General features: G+C 64.8%; 12 protein-coding genes. 4 read left to right on the top strand and 8 right to left on the bottom strand.

Annotation, left to right across the window (positions count from 1 at the left end; genetic code table 11):
• Positions 1 to 4: 4 nt before the first annotated feature.
• A complete protein-coding gene (locus H7A76_RS19570; RefSeq protein ID WP_185700018.1) occupies positions 5 to 625 on the bottom strand; it encodes a YjfI family protein in 621 nt (206 codons plus the stop codon).
• Between the two features lie 296 nt (positions 626 to 921).
• On the opposite strand from H7A76_RS19570, the gene H7A76_RS19565 reads away from it, so the two are divergent.
• Positions 922 to 2,121 carry a CaiB/BaiF CoA-transferase family protein gene (locus H7A76_RS19565; RefSeq protein WP_185700017.1) on the top strand — a complete coding sequence of 400 codons (1,200 nt, stop codon included), beginning with the start codon at positions 922 to 924 and terminating at the stop codon, positions 2,119 to 2,121.
• Positions 2,122 to 2,161: 40 nt separating this feature from the next.
• Entirely contained in the window at positions 2,162 to 3,013 is an 852-nt protein-coding gene (locus H7A76_RS19560; protein WP_185700016.1) for a TIGR02285 family protein, read from the top strand.
• Positions 3,014 to 3,180: 167 nt separating this feature from the next.
• Here the strand turns inward: H7A76_RS19560 and H7A76_RS19555 are convergent, their stop codons facing one another.
• Positions 3,181 to 3,468, bottom strand: coding sequence for a DUF3509 domain-containing protein (locus H7A76_RS19555; protein ID WP_053134369.1), 288 nt, complete (start codon positions 3,466 to 3,468; stop codon positions 3,181 to 3,183).
• Between the two features lie 207 nt (positions 3,469 to 3,675).
• On the opposite strand from H7A76_RS19555, the gene H7A76_RS19550 reads away from it, so the two are divergent.
• Complete coding sequence (locus H7A76_RS19550; protein ID WP_185700015.1) at positions 3,676 to 4,338, top strand: response regulator transcription factor; 663 nt, start codon at positions 3,676 to 3,678, stop codon at positions 4,336 to 4,338.
• On the opposite strand, the gene H7A76_RS19545 is transcribed toward H7A76_RS19550, so the two are convergent.
• From H7A76_RS19545 to xerD, 6 genes are all read right to left on the bottom strand, one after another.
• Positions 4,335 to 5,597, bottom strand: coding sequence for an EAL domain-containing protein (locus tag H7A76_RS19545; protein ID WP_185700014.1), 1,263 nt, complete (start codon positions 5,595 to 5,597; stop codon positions 4,335 to 4,337). The two genes, H7A76_RS19550 and H7A76_RS19545, sit on opposite strands and share 4 nt — an antisense overlap.
• Before the next feature lie 91 nt (positions 5,598 to 5,688).
• The gene (locus H7A76_RS19540) at positions 5,689 to 9,210 is read right to left on the bottom strand and encodes an ATP-binding protein (RefSeq protein WP_260498027.1); all 3,522 of its coding nucleotides are present in this window, start codon (positions 9,208 to 9,210) and stop codon (positions 5,689 to 5,691) included.
• 162 nt (positions 9,211 to 9,372) lie between these two features.
• Entirely contained in the window at positions 9,373 to 10,782 is a 1,410-nt protein-coding gene (thrC, locus tag H7A76_RS19535; RefSeq protein WP_185700012.1) for a threonine synthase, read from the bottom strand.
• Between the two features lie 104 nt (positions 10,783 to 10,886).
• Complete coding sequence (locus H7A76_RS19530) at positions 10,887 to 12,191, bottom strand: homoserine dehydrogenase (protein WP_185700011.1); 1,305 nt, start codon at positions 12,189 to 12,191, stop codon at positions 10,887 to 10,889.
• 137 nt (positions 12,192 to 12,328) lie between these two features.
• On the bottom strand, positions 12,329 to 13,060 hold the full coding sequence (locus H7A76_RS19525; RefSeq protein ID WP_185700010.1) for a thioredoxin fold domain-containing protein: 732 nt from the start codon (positions 13,058 to 13,060) through the stop codon (positions 12,329 to 12,331).
• A gap of 147 nt (positions 13,061 to 13,207) precedes the next feature.
• On the bottom strand, positions 13,208 to 14,104 hold the full coding sequence (xerD, locus tag H7A76_RS19520) for a site-specific tyrosine recombinase XerD (RefSeq protein ID WP_185700009.1): 897 nt from the start codon (positions 14,102 to 14,104) through the stop codon (positions 13,208 to 13,210).
• Between the two features lie 106 nt (positions 14,105 to 14,210).
• Here xerD and H7A76_RS19515 point away from each other — a divergent pair, with 106 nt between their 5' ends.
• Positions 14,211 to 16,013: a sodium:proton antiporter gene (locus H7A76_RS19515; protein WP_185700008.1), complete on the top strand. Its 1,803-nt coding sequence runs from the start codon at positions 14,211 to 14,213 to the stop codon at positions 16,011 to 16,013.
• Position 16,014 lies beyond the last annotated feature (1 nt).

The raw sequence follows: 16,014 nt of genomic DNA, 5'->3' as shown, positions 1-16,014 counted from the left end.
CAGGTCAGGCCTGAGCCTTCAGGTAGCCTTCATAGGCCTCGGTGGCCCTGATCACGTTGCCGGCCAGGGTTTCGATCTCGTAGAGCACATTGGAGAGGATCGAGGTGGCGCTCAGGGCGCCGAACATCATGTAGAAACGCTCGCCTGCGGGGCCAGTCTCCAGGCCGATGCTCGACAGCGGGAAGAGCTGGCGGCTGAGCAGCACTTCCTCGTTGAACGCGGCTACGTCGGTGACTTCGCTCTGCGGCCAGAGCAGTGCTTCCACCAGGATCTGCTCGCCGGACACCGCGACGAACAACGGCAGGTCGCCGTATTCGCGCATGGTCACGTGCAAGCTCGGCTCGGCGCCTTCGAGCAGCTCGACGCTGGCTTCACCGCCAGTGAACAACTCGGTGGCCGCCAGGGCCTGGCACAGCGATCGGGCATTCCAGATCTGCGGCATGCTCATTTCTCCATCCTTTTCCACAGGAACCAGCCCCTGGCAGGGCTGGCGCAGTTGGCGTTCAACCGCCAGCAACGCCTTGGCGTTCTCCGGCAGTATCCAGACTTCCTTTTTCACCAGGCCCTGGTCACGCAGGCGCTGGCGGAACAAACGTTGGTAATGGGCTGAGGATTTGTTTTCCATGACGCACAGACTAAAACATCACATGTAATGATCACAATTCATCACATGTAATTTTTGAGTTCGGTATTTGTAACAAGATCATTCAAGATATTGCGACATCTGCGGGCACGACCAACGTCGCCTCGCCGAGCCTGGTTTTCCGAAAAGGACGCCATCAGGCACTGCCCACCAACCCACCGAGAGGCGCAACCGCACAGGGCGCCGACCGGAAAATGCCCGGCAGGAAGCTCCAGGCGCTGCCTTAATGCCGGCCAATGGTCTAGGCTAGGCGGATTTTCCTGCCCTGCGGATGCCTCATGAACAGTTTCAGCAAGCCCCTCGCCGGATTGAAAGTGATCGAACTCGGCACCCTGATCGCCGGCCCCTTCGCCTCACGCATCTGTGCCGAGTTCGGCGCCGAGGTGATCAAGGTGGAATCCCCCGACGGCGGCGATCCGCTGCGCAAGTGGCGCAAGCTGTATGAGGGCACCTCCCTGTGGTGGTTCGTGCAGGCGCGCAACAAGAAATCCCTGACCCTCAACCTCAAGCACCCCGAGGGCCAGGCGATCCTCAAGCAACTGCTGGGCGAGGCGGACATCCTGATCGAGAACTTCCGCCCCGGCGTGCTGGAGAAGCTCGGCCTGGGCTGGGACGTGCTGCACGCGCTGAACCCCAAGCTGGTGATGGTGCGCCTGTCGGGCTTCGGCCAGACCGGGCCGATGAAGGACCAGCCGGGTTTCGGCGCCGTGGGCGAATCCATGGGCGGCCTGCGCTACATCACCGGCTTCGAGGACCGACCACCAGTGCGCACCGGGATCTCCATCGGTGACTCCATCGCCGCCCTGTGGGGCGTGATCGGCGCACTGATGGCCCTGCGTCACCGGGAAGTCAACGGCGGCCAGGGGCAGGTGGTGGACGTGGCGCTGTACGAGGCGATCTTCGCCATGATGGAGAGCATGGTTCCCGAGTTCGACGTGTTCGGCTTCATCCGCGAGCGTACCGGCAACATCATGCCCGGCATCACGCCCTCTTCCATCCATACCAGCGCCGACGGCCGGCATGTGCAGATCGGCGCCAATGGCGATGCGATCTTCAAGCGCTTCATGCTGCTCATAGGCCGCCAGGACCTGGCCAACGACCCGGCCCTGGCCAGCAACGACGGCCGCGATACCCGGCGCGACGAACTCTATGGGGTGATCGATCGCTGGGTCGCCTCGTTGCCCCTGGACCAGGTGCTGGAGCAGCTGAACCAGGCCGAGGTGCCGGCCAGCCGCATCTTCAGCGCCGAAGACATGTTCCACGACCCGCAGTTCCTGGCCCGGGAAATGCTCCTCCAGGCCAGGTTGCCGGACGGCAAGCCCTTCAAGATGCCCGGCATCGTGCCCAAGCTTTCGCAGACCCCGGGCAGCGCCGACTGGGTCGGACCGCAACTGGGCGAACACTCGAGCGAAGTCCTGCAAGGCCTGGGCTACAGCGCCGAGCAGATCCGCGACCTGCGCAGCAGCGGAGCGATCTGAACTGGCCCGCCAGCGCGCGAGCTCCCGCCGGCGGCTGGCGATGCCCCTGGTGGCGCTGCTGCTCTGGCTACCCAGCCTGCCGGGCCAGGCGGCCGAGCTATTGACCTGGCTGCTGCGCGACCTGCCGCCCTTGAGCATTTTCGAAGGCGACCTGAAAGGACGCGGGGTGGTCGACCTGCTCATGCCGCAACTGTTCGCCGAGCTGCCGCAGTACCAGCACGAACTGATGCGGATAAACCGCGCCCGGGGCATGCAGATGCTCCGCGAACCCAGCTTCACCTGTGATCCGTCGCTGATCTGGAGCAAGGAGCGGGCGCAATGGGTGGCCTACTCCATCACCAGCTTGCGGGTCCTGAGCAACGGCCTGGTGATCCGCCGCGCCGACCGCGAGCAGCTGGCGCCATTCGTCCATGACGGCCAGGTCGATTTGCCAGCGCTGCTCGCCAGCGGCAAGCAGCGGCTGGGCATGGTGGCCGAGCGCAGCTACGGCCAGCAGCTCGACCGTCTGCTGCAACAGGCTCCCGCCGACGCCCTCAACGCCCACTATGGCAATGATGCCCTGGGCAGCCTGTTGCAGATGCAGCGCCTGGGGCGCCTGCAACTGCTGCTGGGCTACTGGCCGGAGATCCGCTACCAGGCCGTGCAACAAGGCATAGACCCGCAGCAACTGGTGTTCTATCCGATCCAGGGCATCGACAAGTACCAGGACGTCCATGTCGGCTGTTCCGACACGCCCCAGGGGCGACAAGCCATCGCCCGGATCAACCAGGCCCTGCTCAAGCTGCGTGAAGAGCGGTTGGTGGAGCTCTATGCCGCCTGGCTGGAGCCCGCCCTGCGCGACAACTATCGGGCCGATGCCCGTGCCTACTTCCAGGCCCACCCGAGGCGCTGACGAACGCCGGGCAAAAAGAAACCCCGAGAAGTGGGGAGACGACTCGGGGTTAAACGTGGTCTTCAAGACCCGTACCGGCAAGTTGCAAGCATCGGAGCAAAATGCCTGGTTCTTGCCGGCATAAGGTCTGACTGGAGGGATTGCTGGAAGGTTCCGTAAAAATCAGTTCATGTACGGCGTTCGAAGACCTTGCCCTCGGTGGCATGGCGCAAGGCCGCGAATACACAGGGCTCCAGCCGCCCTTCGGCGATCAGCACGTCACGGTGCAGGCCATCGACCACATCGGTGAGCAAGCGTTTGTCGGTGAGCTGGGCCTGGTTGACCTCGCGCTCCACTACCAGGGCTCCAGCGGCATCGCTCACGCTTACCAGGCACTCGCCGTGGGCGCCCGAAGGGGTCAGGGCCACTTGGTACGGACTGAGTGCCTCGCTCAACAAAAGACTGATACTTTCCATCTAGATCACCACTCAATAGCTCGAATTAAGGTTCGAAAACAAAAATGCCGGTAGCTTTCTGACATTCAAGTGACCGTTGCTCAGAGAGGAAAGTTCGCCAAACCTACCGCTACCGATCTGAGTCAATCGAGCATGCACGGGTAATATGACAAGCAAAAAACGGCCAACCAGGCGCCCGCCATACCTTCCCAGCAATGGAGCCCCGCCTTGATAGCTACGCCGAACAACAGATTGCGCATCATCCTCGCCGACGATCATCCGATCTTCCTGATTGGCCTGCGCGCCGTGCTGGAGCAGGACCACAGCCTGGTGGTGGTCGGCGAGGCCAGCTCGCCTTCGGCGCTGTTCCAACTGGTGCAAGACACCCCCTGCGACGTGCTGGTGACCGATTTCATGATGCCCGAAGAGCAGCAAAACGACGGCCTGCGCCTGCTCGAACAGCTACGCCGGCATCATCCCGGGCTGCCTATCGTGGTGGTGACCATGCTCAACCACGCCGGACTGTTCCGCTCGATCCTCGACCTTGGGGTCATGGGCCTGCTGAGCAAGGCCAGCCTGGCCGAGGAGCTGCCCAGTGCCATTGAGCACGCACGCCAGCACAAGCCCTACGTGGCCCAGGCGATCCAGCGGGCATTGAGCCTGGCCGGCGAGGTGGGCCCCGATCGCCTGGCGTCCAAGGACCAGCTCTCGCCCCGGGAGCTGGAGGTGATCCGCCTGCTCGCCGCCGGCCATGCGGTGGGCGAGATCGCCGCCCAGCTCAACCGCAGCAAACAGACCGTCAGCGCACAGAAGGTCAGCGCCATGCGCAAGCTGGGCCTGGCCAGCGAGGCGGCGTTGTATATCTACGTCCAGGAACACGGCCTGGCCTAGGCACACATCCCGGCGGACCGCACCGCCGATTCCGCGGACTCGCGCTCCAGGGTGCGTGCCATCCACTGGCGCATGTCGGCGGCGCTCATCGGCGGCGCCAGGAAGCACCCTTGCAGATGGACAGCGCCCATGGTCTGGGCCACCTGGTATTCAGCTTCGGTCTCGATTCCCGCCACCACCACGCCCAGGGCGATACGCCGGGCCATGCCCACCGCACCAGCGACCAGCGCCTGCTTGCGCTCGTCCATGGCCATGCCGGCGACGAATGCCGGAGGAATCTTCAACTCGGTGAAGGGCAATTCCAGCAGGCGTTGCAGACTGGTGCCGCCAATGCCGAAATCCCCGATGGACAACTTGCAGCCGATCATCCGCAGACGCAGCAAGGCTTCCACATGGGCGGTGTCGGTTTGCAAGCACGTGGTATCGACGATCTCCAGGGTCAACAGCCGCGCGGGGATCTCGAAGCGCCGCAGCAGGGCCTCCAATTGGCGCGGGAACAACGGCCGGTCGAGGATGCCCACCGGAACGTTCACCGCCACCGGCAGCGCATGCCCCATCACCAGCCGCACCCCCGCCGCCAGCTCCAGTGCCTGCTCCAGCATGTGCCAGGTGAACACCTCCTGCAGGCCAGCGAATTCGATCAACGGCAAGAACTCGGCCGGCATCAACAGCCCGCGCTCCGGATGCTCCCAGCGCGCCAGCGCCTCGACGCCGTGCAACCCGCCACACCGCTGGATGACCGGCTGGAAGTGCGCCACCCCGTGCCCCAGGATCGCCGCCACGCCTTCCTCCGGGGAGACATCCTCGGGGGCGAACAGGTCCAGGGCCAGCAAATCCCGGAGCAAGGCCTGGTTGAGCGCTGGCGTCTGCCGGGACAACTGCTGGTAGGTAGTGAGCAGCTCGCCGATCACCGCCACCGACGCGGGCTTGGGCAGGCAGGCGAGGATTTTCAGCCCCAGCTCCCGGGCCATGCCCGCGGCGCCTTCCAGTACATCCGGTTCGGCGTCGCTGAGGATGATCAGGGCCTCGGCCTGCCGTTCCCGGGCCAGTTCGCGGATCAACTCCAGGCCATCGGCCTGTTCCAGGTAGAGGTCGCAGATTGCGATATCCACCGGCCCCTTGCTGGCCAGCGAACGCCGTGCGGACTCCAGGTCCTCGGTAGCCAGCACGTTGTATACGCCATTGGCGTTGAGCATCTGGTGCAGGGCCATCAGCTGGAACGAGTTGTCTTCGAGAATCAGCACTTTAAGCGAATGCATGGGGCAACCTCCGGTACGACACAAGCGGGAACAGTCCACTAAGGGGTCGACACGGTAACCAGACAAACCTTAATCACACATAGGACAAGTCCTAAACGTCCAGGACCGCCTGGATATCGCCACGCAAGTTGTCGATGGCCTCCCGCAACGCCGGCCATCGGTCCTCGACCCCTTCCCCGGCCTTGATCCGCGCCTCCATCTCGATGCAGGCCTTGGCCAGTGGCAAGGCATCGATCAGGCAACAGACGCCCTTGAGCCGGTGCAAGGTGGCGCCCAGGCGCCCAGGATGCTGGTCGTGCATGGCCGCCTCCAGGGCCTGGCGCTCCTGGGCCAGGTTACGCTGCAACTCCTGCAGCATGCGTTGCAGTACCTGTTCGTCGGCCTGGGTCATCGTCCGCAAGGTCTGGATATCGAAGGACGGCGGCGGCAGGAACCGCGCCAGCGTCTGCGCCAGCTGATCCAGGGTCACCGGCTTGACCAGCAGCAGGTCCATGCCCGCCCGCTCGCAACGTTCACGCTCATCCTCGAAGGCATTGGCCGTGCAACCGATCACTGGACAAGCGCCGCGCCCCTGCTGCGCCTCGAACCGCCGGATCGCCTCGGCCAGGGCATAACCGCTCATGCCCGGCATCTGGCAGTCGGTCATCACCAGGTCGAACCCACCGCCCTGCCAGAGCTCCAGCGCTTGCTGGGCGCTGTCGCAGGCCACCACCCGATGCCCGAGGAACATCAACTGCTGGCTGAGGACCATGCGGTTGGCGCTCAAGTCATCCACCACCAGCACTTCGATGCTGCGGCTGGGCGGGCGCTCGGCCACCGCGGTCGAAGCTGTGGCGTCCTCCTCCAGCCGTTCCAGCGCCAGTTCGATGGTCACCGCCGTCCCGGCCCCCGGGGCGCTGTGCAGCTCGATGCGTCCCCCCATCAGCTCGACCAACTGGCGACAGATACTCAGCCCCAGGCCAGTGCCGCCATGGGCCAGGGAAGTCGTGGCGTTACCCTGGACGAAGGGCGTGAACAGCTTCTGCTGCTGCTCGGGACTGATCCCCGGCCCGGTATCCACAACGCTGATACGCAGGCTGGCAAGAGCACAGTCCAGCTCCTGGCGCTCGACCTGGATGCGCACCTGGCCTTCGCTGGTGAATTTCAGGGCGTTGCTCAACAGGTTGTGCATGACCTGGCGCAGGCGCAGTGGGTCGAACAGGTAACGGCCCCCGGCCTGTTCGTCGAACACCAGTTGCAGCTGCACACCGCGGCTGCGCGCAGTGGCGTCGAACAACTGGCGAATGCTCTCGAAGAACGGCTTGAGGGCCGTGGCCTCTGGCGCCAGCTGCATGTAGCCGGCCTCGATCTTGGCCAGGTCGAGGCTGTCGCCCATCAGGCTGATCAGCTCCTGGGCGCACTGGTACGCCACCCGCAGGGCTTCGGAAAACGGTGCGCCGCGCACCCTGGCCTGTTCCTTCTCCAGCTCCAGCAGGCCGATGATCGCGGTCATCGGCGTGCGGATCTCATGGCTCATGGTGGAGAGGAAGGCACTCTTGGCCGCATTGGCCTGGTCGGCGGCCTGCCGCGCCTGGACCAGCTGGTTCTCCAGGCGCTTGCGCTCGGTGATGTCGATCCAGCCGCCCAAAAGCCCCTGCAACTGCCCTTCGGCGCTGTAGAACGGCACCGTCCATTGATAGGCATGGATCGGTCCATGGCGGGTTTCCACTTGCCGATCGGCGAACACCGATTCCTCGCAGGCCAGCAGTTGCATGATCTCCTCATGCAACTGGCGGGCGGTGGTTGGCGGCAGCAGATCCAGGTCGATCAAGCGACGCCCCTGGATCCACTCCAGACGAGTGCCCAGTTGCTGTTCGTAGCTCTTGTTGCACGTGATCAGGCGCCCTTGCAGGTCGCGGACGAAAACCGGGTTGGGCATGCCGTCGAGCAACGCGCGCTTGAAGGCCAGTTGGTCGTTCAAGCGCTGTTCGGCCTCCAGCCGCTGCTGGATCTGGCGCTTGAGCCGGCTGCTCCAGGCCAGTGACAACAAACCGAACAGCAACGTCGTGCAGATGGCCCAGTAGACCCAGTCCGGCACCCGCTGCCAGACGGGCATGGGCACCGGGGTCGAGCCCAGCCACTTCAGGCGCGTGGCACTGAGCTCGGCCACTGGCAGGGCCTCCAGGGCCTTGTTCAGGATGCTCAGCAATTCAGGCTGGTCCTTGCGTACGGCGAACTCGTCGGCGGACCAGGTCCCCTCGACGCTGCGTCCTACCCGCAAACCTTCATAGGCCAGGTCCAGCGCTTGTACCTGGATCTCGTTCTGGATGGTGGCCAGGGCTTCGCCACTCTTGACCAGGGCCCGGGCCTCCTCGTAGTTGGCCACGCTACGCAGGCGGATATCGGGGTAGTTGCGCCGGATGTAGCTTTCCAGGGTATGCCGGGCCGGCAGCGCCAGCACCTCCCCCGCCATCTGCTTGAGGCTGCCCAGGCGACGATCCTCGGGACGGACGACGAACACCCAGGCGGCACCACCGAAGGCATGGGAGAAGTTCAGGAACAGCCGCCGGTCCTCGCTGTCGGTCAGGGTGGTGTTCATCTGCGCCTGCCCGCTTTCCAGCAACTCCAGGGTCTGGGCGGTGGACGCGCTCTGCTTGTGGACGAAATGCAGCCCGGTCATGCGCGCAATCCGGTTGAGCAAATCGATGTTCAGGCCGACCCAACGGCCTTCCTTGTCCTTGAATACATGGGGCGGGTACTGCTGGGATGCCACCAGGACATGGGGATGCTGCAGAATCCAGGCTTGCTCTTCGGCGCTCAGCTCGATGCGCTCGCCGGAAATGGCCCCCAGGCCCGTGGTCCAGCGCGCCTGGATTTCCCGGCGCAGCGATTCGTCGATGCTCTGCAGCGCCTGTTCCAGCAACTGCGCCAGGCGTTGGTTGTCATCCCGGGTGGCGAAGGCGAAGCCGGTGGGGGGCAAGCGGCTTTGTTCATGGATCTGCACTGCCAGGTAGGGCCGCAGGGCCTTGTAGGCGCGAACGATGATCTCGTTGCCGATAAAGACATCGGTATCGCCCTGGTTCAGGGCTTCCAGGCCACTGTAGAGGTTGGGCGAGAGCATGATCTGGCTGTTCGGATAGGCCGCATGGACCTGCGCGGCATTGGCATAGCCATCGAGCAGCACCAGGCGCTTGCCGGCCAAGTCGTCATCGGGTTCCAGCTCGTCACGGCGCACGACCACCACGGCCTTGTCCGGCATGTAGTCACTGGTGAAACGCAGCCCCGGCACGCCACGCTCATACCCGTTGGCGCTGGTGAGGATATCGATGGTGCCGTTGCGCAGGGCCTCGACCGCCTGCTCACGCTCGGAAAACCCCAGCACCTGCATGCTCACCCCCAGCCGCTCGCCCACCAGCCCCAGGTAATCGGCGCTGATGCCCTGGTAGCGGTTGCGGTCGCGGGTGATGTCGATGGGCTGGTAGTCGTCGATGGCGATGCCTACCCGCAGGGTCGGGTGCGCGGCCAGCCATTGGCGCTCGGCTGGCTTCAGGTCCAGCGGCTCGAGGTCGACGAAGGCCGGTACCAGCTTGAAGGGCAGGCTCTGCGCCGCACGGGCCGGCAAGGCATGGAGCATGGCCCAGGCCAGCAGGCCGGCGAGCAGCCAGGACAGCGCGGGGCAACCGCGAGCAGTTCGATGGGACATCAACCGGACCTCCCTGCCCCTGGCGGGCTACAGGTTCGCGAAAAAACAAAGCCCGTCAGGAGACGGGCTTCGTGATCGGCAAGGCCAGGATACTCAGAGCGGCTTGCCACGATTGCCGTGCTGGCTGACAAAAGCCTGCACTGCCTTGAGGTCGTTGGCCAGCACCGTGCAGCGTTCTTCGCGCTGGAACAGGTCGGCCAGGTGCGCCGGCAGCTCCAGGGCCTTGCCAACGCCGGCCTTCTGCACCGCATCGGGGAACTTGACCGGGTGCGCGGTGCCGAGGGTGACCATTGGTGTATCGAGGCTGCGCCGGCATTCGCGGGCAGCGCGCACGCCGATCGCCGTGTGCGGATCCAGCACCTCGCCAGTCTGGGCGAAGACTTCGGCGATGGTCTGGCAGGTTTGCTCGTCAGTGACCGCCAGGGAGTCGAACAGCTTGCGCGCTTCGGTCCAGCGGTCCTGCTCGACGCTGAAGCCACCACCTTGCTTGAAGCTGTCCATCAGGCCGGCCAGGGCCGCGCCGTTGCGACCGTGCAGGTCGAACAGCAGGCGCTCGAAGTTCGACGAGACCATGATGTCCATGGACGGCGACAGGGTCGCGTGCAGGGTTTCCTTGACGTACTGGTTGCCGCTCATGAAGCGGTGCAGGATGTCGTTGCGGTTGGTGGCGACGATCAGCTGGCTGATCGGCAGGCCCATGTTGCGCGCCAAGTAGCCGGCGAAGATGTCGCCGAAGTTGCCGGTGGGCACCGAGAACGCCACGGAGCGAGCCGGGCCGCCCAGCTGCAGGGCCGCATGGAAGTAGTAGACGATCTGGGCCATGATCCGCGCCCAGTTGATGGAGTTGACCGCCACCAGGCGCGTGCCCTTGAGGAAGCCCTGGTCGGCGAAGCTGGCCTTGACCATCTCCTGGCAGTCGTCGAAGTTGCCTTCGATGGCGATGTTGTGGATGTTCTCGCCCAGGATGGTGGTCATCTGCCGGCGCTGCACTTCCGAAACCCGGTTATGCGGGTGCAGGATGAAGATGTCGACGTTGTCGCAACGCTTGCATCCTTCGATGGCCGCCGAACCGGTATCGCCGGAAGTGGCGCCGATGATCACCACGCGCTCGCCGCGTTTCTCCAGGACATGGTCCAGCAGGCGACCCAGCAGTTGCAGGGCGAAATCCTTGAACGCCAGGGTCGGGCCGTGGAACAGCTCCATCACCCATTCGTTGCCGTTGAGCTGGCGCAGCGGCGCCACGGCGCCATGGGCGAAGACCCCGTAGGTTTCCTCGAGGATTTTCTTGAAATCGGCGTCGGCGATGCTGCCGCTGACGAATGGGCGCATGACCCGGAACGCCAGCTCGTGATACGGCAGGCCAGCCCAGGAGGCGATTTCCTCCTGGGTGAAACGCGGCAGGTTCTCCGGCACGTAGAGACCGCCGTCGCTGGCCAGACCGGCCAGCAGTACATCTTCGAAATTCAGGGCCGGTGCCTGGCCGCGGGTGCTGATGTAGCGCATAAGAGCAAACCTTCGGTTTGAGCTGCAAATTGCAAGCTACAAGCGACAAGTCAAAGCAGATCCGCTTCTGACTTGTCGCTGGCTACTTGCCGCTTGCCACTGCATTAATTGAGATGTTCGACGCGGACACGCACCACAGGGCCGACGACGCCCTGCAGGGCCTCCAGCGCGGTGATCGCATCGTTGATGTGCTGCTCCAGGACCCGGTGGGTCAGCAGGATCATCGGCACCAGGCCGTCCTGTTCCTCGACTTCCTTCTGCATGATCGACTCGATGTTGATCCCGCGCTCGGAAAGGATGCTCGCCACCTGGGCCAGTACGCCCGGATGGTCCTTGGCCTGGATGCGCAGGTAATAGGCGCTCTCGCAGGCTTCGATCGGCAGGATCGGATGGTCGGACAGCGAATCCGGCTGGAAGGCCAGGTGCGGCACGCGGTTCTCCGGATCGCTGGTCATGGCGCGGACCACGTCCACCAGGTCGGCCACCACCGAGGAAGCGGTAGGCTCCATGCCGGCGCCGGCGCCATAGAACAGGGTCGAGCCGGCGGCATCGCCGTTGACCATGACTGCGTTCATCACGCCGTTGACGTTGGCGATCAGGCGATCGGCCGGGATCAGCGTCGGGTGGACCCGCAGCTCGATGCCGGCCTCGGTGCGCCGGGCCACGCCCAGGTGCTTGATGCGATAGCCCAGGGCCTCGGCGTAGTTCACGTCGGCGGTGGTCAGCTTGGTGATGCCCTCGGTGTAGGCCTTGTCGAACTGCAGCGGGATGCCGAAGGCGATGGACGCCAGGATGGTCAGCTTGTGCGCGGCGTCGATGCCTTCCACGTCGAAGGTCGGGTCGGCCTCGGCGTAACCCAGGGCCTGGGCCTCGGCCAGCACGTCTTCGAAGGTCCGGCCCTTCTCGCGCATCTCCGAAAGGATGAAGTTGCCAGTGCCGTTGATGATCCCGGCCAGCCAGTTGATGCGGTTGGCCGAGAGGCCTTCGCGGATCGCCTTGATCACCGGGATGCCACCCGCCACCGCCGCTTCGAAGGCGACGATCACGCCCTTCTCCCGGGCCCTGGCGAAGATCTCGTTGCCGTGGACGGCGATCAGCGCCTTGTTGGCGGTGACCACATGCTTGCCATTCTCGATGGCCTTGAGCACCAGCTCGCGGGCCACGGTGTAGCCGCCCACCAGCTCGATGACGATATCGATCTCGGGGTTGGTGGCCACGGCGAACACATCGTTGGTAATCGCAATACCGGTCGTTTGGAACTGAGGCTTGGGCGTACGGGTAGCAATCTGCGCTACTTCGATTCCACGCCCGGCACGACGGGCAATCTCCTCGGCGTTACGCTGAAGTACGTTGAAGGTACCGCCACCGACGGTACCCAGCCCACAGATGCCTACTTTGACCGGATTCACTCTGAACTCCCCATAAAACGGCCGACTCGAAGGCCGGCCGTGGAAATCAGCCGCAAACAGCGCGGCGCTCTATTAGATGACCCGGTGGCAGCAACCGCCGGGGCATGATCGTCAAAGGCTAGCGTGACGATGCAGGATTATTTCGCACCCAGCGCCAGTTTGGCGATCTGCGGTGCAGGCTGATAGCCCGGAATGACCTGGCCGTCGGCCAGGACGATGGCTGGAGTGCCGTTGACGCCGATCGACTGGCCCAGGGCGAACTGCTTGGAAACCGGGTTGGCGCACTTGGCCGCCTTGATTTCCTTGCCGTCGACCATCTGGTCCATGGCCGCCTTCTTGTCCGCCGAGCACCAGACCGCCTGCAGCTGCTCATCGCCCGGCGAGCCCAGGCCCTGGCGTGGGAAGGCCACGTAGCGCACTTCGACGCCAGCCTTGTTCAGCGCCGGGATCTCGGCGTGCAGCTTGTGGCAGTACGGGCAGGTGGTATCGGTGAACACGGTGATGTGGGTCTTGGTCTCGCCGATCGCCGGATAGACCACAGTTTCCGCGACTGGAATACCGTTGATCAACTTGGAAATCCCCAGGCGCTCGGTTTTTTCCGTGAGGTTGACCGGCTTGCCGTCCTTGAGCTGGAACAGGTAGCCCTGGACCACGAACTGGCCGTCGGCGCTGGCGTAAAGCACGCGGCTGCCCTTGAGCTTGACTTCGTACAGGCCGGCCAGCGGACTGGCGCTGATGCTCTCTACCGGAACCTCGAGCTGCAAGGTCTCGAGGCTTTTGCGAATAGCTTTCTCGGCACTGTCATCGGCCATGACGAAAGTGCTGAGCAACGCCAGGGAAGCGGCGGCAATAATCTGGGTCAAGCGCATGGGAACTCCTGAAGGCGGGCAAATAGGCAAATGGGAGCGGCCGCGGTGGCGACGGCTCGCAACAGCCGTTTTGCGAACCGGCAAAGCCTAACACATCTGTTTGCCTGCACCGACTACGGGCGACGCAAAGCGCCACCGCCAGGTCGCTCAGCCTCGCGGATGATGCCTGGCGTGCAGATCCTGCAGGCGGGCGCGGGCCACATGGGTATAGATCTGGGTGGTGGACAGGTCGCTGTGGCCCAGCAGCATCTGCACCACCCGCAGGTCGGCACCATGATTGAGCAGGTGGGTGGCGAAGGCGTGGCGCAGGGTGTGGGGCGACAGGGCCTTGCCGATGCCGGCGACCCTGGCCTGGTGCTTGATACGGTGCCAGAAGGTCTGCCGGGTCATCTGCTCGCCCCGCAGGCTGGGAAACAGCACATCGCTGGGGCGCCCGCCAAGCAGCTCGGCCCGGGCATCGCGCAGGTAGCGCTCGACCCAGGCGATGGCCTCCTCGCCCATGGGCACCAGGCGTTCCTTGCTGCCCTTGCCCATCACCCGCAGCACGCCCTGGCGCAGGTTGACCTGTTCCAGGGTCAGGCTCACCAGCTCGGTGACCCGCAAGCCGCAGGCGTAGAGGACTTCCAGCATGGCGCGGTCGCGCTGGCCGATGGCTTCGCCCAGGTCCGGCGCCGCCAACAGCGCCTCGACATCCGCTTCCGACAGCGACTTGGGCAGCGGGCGGCCCAGTTGCGGCATGTCGACTTGCAGGGTCGGGTCCACCTCGATCAGCTTCTCGCGCAGCAAGTAGCGATAGAACCCCCGCAGCCCGGAAAGAAAGCGTGCAGTGGAACGCGGCTTGTAGGCCTGCTCCACACGCCAGGCCAGGTGATCGAGGATCAGTTCGCGCCCGGCCCGCGGCAACTCCACCCCCTGCTCCTGCAACCAGCCGTTGAACAGCGCCAGGTCGCTGCGATAAGCGCCCCGGGTGTTGTCGGAGAGGCCTTTTTCCAGCCACAAGGCGTCGAGGAAACGGTCGATGAGGGGGTGGTCGATGGCAGGCATAAAGACTCGAACGGCATGGCTGGCGAGGCGGCGGAAAAAAATAGTGAACTGCGCGCAGGGTCGCTAGTCTTTCATAGCCAGCCATTTCAAGGAACAGGGCAATCCCATGACTGAACAACAGATCCTGCTGGCCTTCGGTGGCATCGGCGCGGCAGCCCTGGGCTGCCAGTGGCTGGCCTGGCGCCTGAAGCTGCCGGCCATCCTGTTCTTGCTGCTCAGCGGCATTCTCGCCGGACCGGTGCTGGGGTGGCTCGATCCCCAGGAGCTGTTCGGCCCGCTGCTGATGCCGCTGGTGTCCCTGGCGGTGGCGTTGATCCTGTTCGAAGGCAGCCTGACTCTGCACCTTTCGGAGTGGCGCGAAATCGGCAGCGTGGTGCATCGCCTGGTAACCCTCGGCGCCCTGTCCACCTGGGCGGTGATTACCCTGGCCACCCACTGGCTGCTGGGCTTCGACTGGATGCTGGCGCTGCTGTTCGGCACCCTGACCCTGGTTACCGGGCCGACGGTGATCGTGCCGATGCTGCGGGTCGTGCGGCCCAAGGCCTCGATCGCCAACATCCTGCGCTGGGAAGGCATCGTCATCGACCCCATCGGCGCGCTGCTGGCGGTGGTGGTCTATAGCTTCATCATCGCCAGTGCCGAGGGCGCAGGCCTGAGCCACAGCTTGATGACCTTCGGCGGCGTGATCCTGTGCGGCAGCCTGTTCGGTATCGCCGGCGGCTGGATCCTGGGCAGCATCATGCGCCGCCAATGGCTGCCGGAGTACCTGCACAACCTGGCGACCCTGGCCGGAGTGCTGGGCATCTTCATCGCCTCCAACCAGGTGATGCACGAGTCCGGGCTGCTGGCGGTGACCTTGATGGGCATGTGGCTGGCCAACATGAAGGACGTGGATGTGCGCCATATCCTGCACTTCAAGGAAAACCTCAGCGTGCTGCTGATTTCCGGGCTGTTCATCCTGCTCGCCGCGCGCCTGGACCTCAAGGCATTGATCGCCCTGGGCCCGCTGGTGCTGATCCTGCTGCTGGTGATCCAGTTGGTGGCCCGGCCGCTGAACGTGCTGCTGTCCACCACCGGCTCGAGCCTGAACTGGCGCGAACGCGCCCTGCTGGCCTGGATCGCTCCCCGGGGGATTGTCGCGGCGGCGGTCTCGGCGATCTTCGCCATCCGCCTGGACCAGGCTGGCCATGAAGGCGCCCTGCTGCTGGTGCCCCTGACCTTCGCCGTGATCATCGGCACCGTGGTCCTGCAAAGCGCCACCGCCCGGCCCTTGGCCCGCCTGCTGAAAGTGGCCGAACCGGCGCCCAGCGGCTTCCTGATCGTCGGCGCCAACGGTCCGGCGCGGATCATTGGCAAAGCCTTGCAGCAGCTGGGCAGCCGCGTGCTGCTGACCGATTCCAGCTGGGAGAACATCCGCGCGGCACGCATGGAAGGCCTGCCCACCTACTTCGGCAATCCGGCCTCGCAACATGCCGACGCGCACCTGGACCTGGTGGGCCTGGGGCACCTGCTGGCGCTGTCGCCCTCAGGCGAGCTGAACACCCTGGCCGCCATGCGTTTTCGCCATGACTTCGGCCACCAGCGCCTGTACGCCCTGGCCAACAGCCAGGAAAGCCGGCGGACCGACAAGCACCGCGCCAGCCATGAGCACCGCGGGCAGTTGCTGGGCAGCGAGGCCCTGACCTACACCAAGCTCGCCAGCCTGCTGGGCCAGGGCGCGGAGCTCTACAGCACCCACCTGACGGAGGCCTTCGCCTGGGACGACTACCAGGCGCTGCATGGCGACCGCGCGACCTTGCTGTTCGCCCGCGACACCGGCGGCTGGGTCCATGTCCTGACCCCGGACAGCAGCCTCAAGCCGGCGCCAGGCTGGACCTTGCTGGCGCTGGTCCAGCCACAGACGCCTTGAG

It is taken from the genome of Pseudomonas sp. MSSRFD41 (assembly GCF_014230245.1).
GTDB classification, from domain to species: Bacteria; Pseudomonadota; Gammaproteobacteria; order Pseudomonadales; family Pseudomonadaceae; genus Aquipseudomonas; species Aquipseudomonas piscis.
This window is presented reverse-complemented; position numbering and strand designations above follow the sequence as displayed.